General features: G+C 45.2%; 4 protein-coding genes. 1 reads left to right on the forward strand and 3 read right to left on the reverse strand.

The window, feature by feature from the left end; genetic code table 11:
- Positions 1–413 precede the first annotated feature (413 nt).
- A complete protein-coding gene (locus H6S82_RS16115) occupies positions 414–1781 on the forward strand; it encodes an AAA-like domain-containing protein (protein ID WP_190473541.1) in 1368 nt (455 codons plus the stop codon).
- Positions 1782–1828: 47 nt separating this feature from the next.
- Here H6S82_RS16115 and H6S82_RS16120 read toward each other — a convergent pair whose 3' ends face one another.
- From H6S82_RS16120 to H6S82_RS16130, 3 genes are all read right to left on the reverse strand, one after another.
- On the reverse strand, positions 1829–2203 hold the full coding sequence (locus tag H6S82_RS16120; RefSeq protein ID WP_322112006.1) for a DUF2237 domain-containing protein: 375 nt from the start codon (positions 2201–2203) through the stop codon (positions 1829–1831).
- A 102-nt stretch (positions 2204–2305) separates the two neighbouring features.
- Positions 2306–3808: a mechanosensitive ion channel family protein gene (locus H6S82_RS16125; RefSeq protein ID WP_190473536.1), complete on the reverse strand. Its 1503-nt coding sequence runs from the start codon at positions 3806–3808 to the stop codon at positions 2306–2308.
- A 271-nt stretch (positions 3809–4079) separates the two neighbouring features.
- Positions 4080–5481: adenylate/guanylate cyclase domain-containing protein (locus H6S82_RS16130; RefSeq protein ID WP_277926458.1), on the reverse strand; the 1402-nt coding region annotated here is incomplete at its 5' end.

The following is a 5481-nucleotide window of genomic DNA, read 5'->3' on the forward strand; positions in this document are numbered from 1 at the left end:
GCAATTATTGTTCTGACTGGAAACTTTCTGCTTGTGGGTCGCTAATAGGCTTTCCTCAATCACTGAGGTTACGTGTTTCCCGATTAAATCAATTCCGAAAGTTCCGAAATTGTACGGATTACGATCGCACTTTCTCGCAGCTTAGAGCTAAATATCCTCAGTGAGGATGTAGAAACAGACACACTAATTCATCATGCTCACAAGTTCCGGGTATGAATCTATGGAAAAATATGTTTGTCTGTAAACCGCTTCCACCAGAAGTAGGTCAGGTTTATATCATAAAGAACCCTAGCTTTCAAGAGTTACATGGCGGAAAATTATTGCTGAAAAAGGTAGGAAAAGTAGGAAAAGTGGTATTCTAAGTATGAAAGTAATCGTCCGCAATGTCCCTCTAAATTTCTTTTGCTAAAAACATGAGCATTGAAGAGCTTTTGCAAGTGGTCGAACAAAATCTGCTGGGCAGGCAGCTCAATCCCTTAGAGCGCTTGGTCTTGCGTCAGTCGTGGAGCCAGCAAACTTATAGCGAGATGGCCAGACAGGCAGCTTACGGTAGCGCTCACATTAAGGAAATAGGTTCCCAGTTGTGGCATGACCTTTCAGAGGTACTGGGCGAACGGGTAACCAAAAAAAATCTTTATATAGTTCTCAACCAGTATGGGCACAAACATCTAGCTCAATCGCAAACGCTAACCGCGCCGGAATTGCGAACAGATACTGTATCGACAAATACATTATCTAGCTCAGTTATACAGACCGAGCTGGTATTTCCCAGCAGTCCTGTACCTTTAAATTCAGCTTTGTACATCAATCGCCCCCCGATTGAAGAACTCTCCTATGCTGAAATTACACAACCGGGATGCGTGATCCGGATCAAAGCACCCAAGAAGATGGGAAAAAGCTCGCTTCTGACGCGGATTCTCGCTCATGCGAACAATTTGGAATACAAAACTGTCTACTTGGATTTTCAGGAAGCAGACCAAGCAGTTTTAAGCTCGCTCGATCGCTTATTGCGTTGGATATGTGCCAATGCCACCAGGCAGTTGGGCCTTAACCCCATGTTAGATGAATATTGGGATGAGGATATGGGCAGCAAAGTCAGCTGCAAAATCTATTTTGAAGGGTATCTGCTGCCGCAAATTGATTGCCCGATCGTCTTGGCTTTTAATGAAGTCAATCGGATTTTCGAGCATCCCCAAATTGCACAAGATTTTCTGCCGATGTTGCGATTTTGGCACGAACAGGCACAATCAGTTGAAGCTTGGGAAAAACTGCGGCTAGTCGTAGTTCACTCCACAGAAATCTATATTCCCTTGAAGCTATCGCAATCTCCTTTTAACGTGGGTTTATCGATTAAGCTGCCCCAGTTTAACTTGGAACAAGTGCAAGATTTGGCAAGGCGATATGGAGTGAATTGGAGTGATGTTAAAGAAATCGAGCAACTGATGTCAATGGTGGGAGGACATCCTTATTTAGTTAACGTCGCCTTTTATCATCTGTGTCGAAAAGAAATTTCGTTCAAGAACTTATTGCAAGCAGCTCCTACATCATCTGGCATTTACAGCCACCATTTGCGCGGCCTTTTGGCGGTGCTGCGAGATGAACCCCAATTAATATCCGCTTTGCAACAGGTTGTGAATGCTGATGGCGGCGTCGCATTGGAAGCGATCGCAGCCTATAAATTAGAAAGCATGAGATTGGTACAACTCGATGGAAATTATGCCAAACCTAGTTGCGAATTGTATCGTCTTTATTTTCGATCCCAGCTAGTCAGTAAAAAGTAAACTATTCGTATTCTTAGCTACGAAAAGTTGAAGCATTCCCAGGATTTTTAAGCAACATCGAGAGAGTGTTTTTTCAGTTCATCTAAGGAAACGTATTCCACCGCCAAAGCGTGGGTTGCTGACAAAATTACGGGTGGTGCAACACCGGCATCGAGTGCTTCTTTCCATCTAGCGGCGCACAAACACCAGCGATCGCCTGGTTTTAAGCCGGGAAAATCAAACGCCGGTACAGGCGTACTCAAATCGTTGCCCTTTGATTTGGTAAAGGCAAGAAACTCTTCGGTAACTTGGGCGCAGACTATATGAGCCCCAATATCCCCAGCTCCGGTGTAACATTTTCCATCTCGATAAAAGCCGGTCATGGGAGAAGTACAGCAAGTCAAAAGCTCTCCTCCAAGGACATTTTTTGCACGTGTCATCATAGCAGCTAAACCTAATTGCGATTTGTTCAAAGAGCAACTTTTGGCTCGATAAAACTATCGTAACCCATTGCTTTTAAATAGATTTCATCAAACAAAAATATATCAGCTGCCGATAAGGCGGCGACTGCTGAGATAGCCATTACGTGCTGTATTTTTGTTCGAGCTGTCTTCTGTTCCTTTGATCGCAATCAAAGCTTTCTTACGTTCTTCAATGAATTGGTTGATTTCCAGGGCAAACTTAGGATATCGATCGATCAGCTGCATTACCGAGTCGCGATCGATAATAATTACCGTGAGATCGTCGGTAGCAGTTACCGATACAGGGCTTGTTTCCCCTGACACAATTACTGTATCCCCAAAAATCTCACCCTTGGACAACTTGGCAATGATGTGTTCTCGATTGTCGATGTCTTGGACTGCAACCTTAACGGTTCCCTCTCGGATGATGTAGAGACCGCCAACGATTTGCCCCTCTACAATCACCTCTTCGTCCAATCCGTATTCTTCCCACTTAGATGTTTGAGCGAGTTTGTCGATTTCTTCAGGGTTGATGGAGAAGAAATAAGGAAGAGTTCGCAAGAATTCGGCAATTTCTTTGCTGCTATAGCTTTTTTGAAGATGGCTAATGTCAAGTTTGTCAAACTCGATCGCAACTGGCAAAGCAACACCTAACTTATAGCGCTTGGCAGCATAATAAATCCGGGTTACGAAGTCATTGCGAATCTGGTAGAGGTCGGTGAATTTTCGGATATAAATCCTCACTTCGTATGAAATCATGTACTCGCCGTAAGACTTGGTGAGGACTTCCGGCGCTGGATTAGTTAATACACCTTTTGTAGTGAGGGCGACATCGTTTAACACGCGCTTAACCAAGTTAGGCGGAGTCGAGTGAGGAAAGCTGATTTCAATTGTTTCTACGTGAACGGGATCGAGCAAAGTGTAGTTGTAGATAGTTTCTCCTCCCAAAACTCCGTTGGGGATAATTACCACATCCCTTTCCCTTGTTTTGAGGCGCACAGCTCGCCAGTTGAGTTCGATCACCTCACCCTCTAGTTCGCCCACGCGAATCCAATCGCCCAGTTTGAACGGTGATTCAAACAGCAGCAGGAACCCGGATACAAGGTTGCTAAGTGTGTCCTGTAGTGCGAGTGCAATCACGAGGGAACCGATCCCCAATGCCTCAGCTACTTTAGATAAATCGACTTGCCATACCGCAGCGAGAATATAGCCGATGATGACTAAAATCACCAGCATACGCGCTACCTGATAAAACAAACCCGGCACATAGATTTGCCAATCATTTGTCTTCGGTTTGGGAGTAAGCACCGCATTGATTAGGGACAGACAGCTCACCATTGCGGCAGTCCAATAAACTGTCTGAACAATTTGTAATGATAAATCGGTATCTTCAAACCCCAGAAACAGCCGCATTACCAACAAAACCGCCAAAGTGGGCAACACGAGTTTGCGCGTGTTGTCCAAAAAGCCCGATAGGGGATTCCTTCGCCTTTGCAGACGTTGGACGCCCTCTGCCAATCCAATATTCGCTAACGGGAATGTAATAATCAGAACCAATCCCCAGATCCACAAAGATTCGTTTGTCACACTGTCAATCCTCCGTTTTTATGTATAGCTAGGGGCTAGAAAGTCAAAAGTCAAAAGTCAAAAGTCAAAAGTTAAAAGAAAAAAAGGATTTAGGGGAATAAGGGCGTCGAATCAAGGGTTTGGTGGAATTAAGAACCTCTTAACTGAGGAAAGCGGTTGCTATAATCCCAGCAATCGGTTTGCTTGGGGATGCGACAACGAAATTTCGGCTTTCCTCATCAAAGAAACCCGCTTTCTCAGCCCATATCCCAATACAAGAAAGATCTGCGCTTTAGGCATTGTCGTTAAAGGGGTCTCGCTCGTCGAGATCGTCTAACGGTAATAGGGATTGCAGTCCCGGCACAATTTGGTTGTTCTTTTCCTTGGTTTGTGGGGCGTCTTTGGTTTGAGGAGTGTCTTTGGCATCTAAATCGTCGAAATCGTCGAAAGAGATGGGGGATTGGAGCCCCAGCGCCGCCAAAGCATTGTTTTCCTTTGCTTCTGGAGCTTTCTTGACATCGCGATCGTCTTTCAAATCCCGATCGTCGTCGCTATTGAGAGGGTCTTCCTCCTCATCGAACATGAGGTCTGCCATCAATCCCGTCAACCATTTCTTCCTCAGCACCCAAGTACCGATTTTGCCTGTAGTTTCCAACTGAACATCTTTACCTTTTTCAAAACGATATAAGTCGCGCACCCGCTCGTATACGTCCTTACTGATGGTAATTGTATGCAGTTCGGCTTGAACGTTTAGGATTCTGGCAATATTCACCGTTTCGCCCCAAATATTGTAGGCAAACTTTTTGTTTCCGATAATCCCTGCCATGACCTCACCTGTGTGAATGCCAATGCGGAGGCTCAGTTGGGTTCTGTGTTTGTTGTTAGCTTGTTTGAGAACTTCTAACATTGCTTGGGCAAAATCTACCATCCGCTTAGCTTGATCCAAATGTGGCTTTGTCAGCCCACATACAGCTATGTAGCGTTCCCCAATGGCGGCAAACTTCTCCACGTCGTATTTTTCGGCTTCTTGGTCAAACATATCGATCAAATCGTTAAGGATCGCCGCATTTTGCTGCACTTCTCTCTGTGCAACCACTTCGCCGAAGCCATTGATGCTGGCAAACAATACTGTTACCTGCGGGAAGCTCTCAGCAATTAGAGTTTCGCCTTTTTTCAGCCGCTCTGCCATCGAGCTGGGCATCATATTCAACAGCAGTTCTTCATTCTCGCGGTTTTTCTCTTCTAGCAATTCTTTATTTTGGTGAATGGTCTGGCGCATTTCGCTGACAATTTGCCCGATTTCGTCAAATTCGTCTTTAGCGTTGACATACTTATCAGACTCTGCATTATCTGGATCGTTTGGGCGTGTGCTTTTGACGATCGTGTCGATCGGCTTGACAAAATTAATAGCAGCAAGGTTTGCCAAGTAGGTCATCACAAGAATAACTATCACACTCCCTATGAGGAGGAAGTTTTGCAGGGCAGACACGGACTCATAAGCTTCGTGAAGAGTCATCTCTGCCAAAATCGCCCAGTGAACTCCGTCGATTTTCACGGGTGAGTACGAGCTCAGAACAGGTACGCCACGATAGTTATCGACGACTTTGATGCCTTCCTTGCCTCCTAATGCCGCTCGCGTCGCTTCGGTGTCTATCCTCTGCAAAAGAATTGAGGTGTTTTGTTGGGCGATCGAA

It is taken from the genome of Planktothrix sp. FACHB-1355 (assembly GCF_014748295.1).
GTDB lineage: Bacteria > Cyanobacteriota > Cyanobacteriia > Cyanobacteriales > Aerosakkonemataceae > Aerosakkonema > Aerosakkonema funiforme_A.

Bases quoted from the DNA above. Each gene is read 5' to 3' on its own strand.
- H6S82_RS16115 (WP_190473541.1), top strand. From the start codon at position 414: ATGAGCATTGAAGAGCTTTTGCAAGTGGTCGAACAAAATCTGCTGGGC.
- H6S82_RS16120 (WP_322112006.1), bottom strand. From the start codon at position 2,203: ATGATGACACGTGCAAAAAATGTCCTTGGAGGAGAGCTTTTGACTTGC.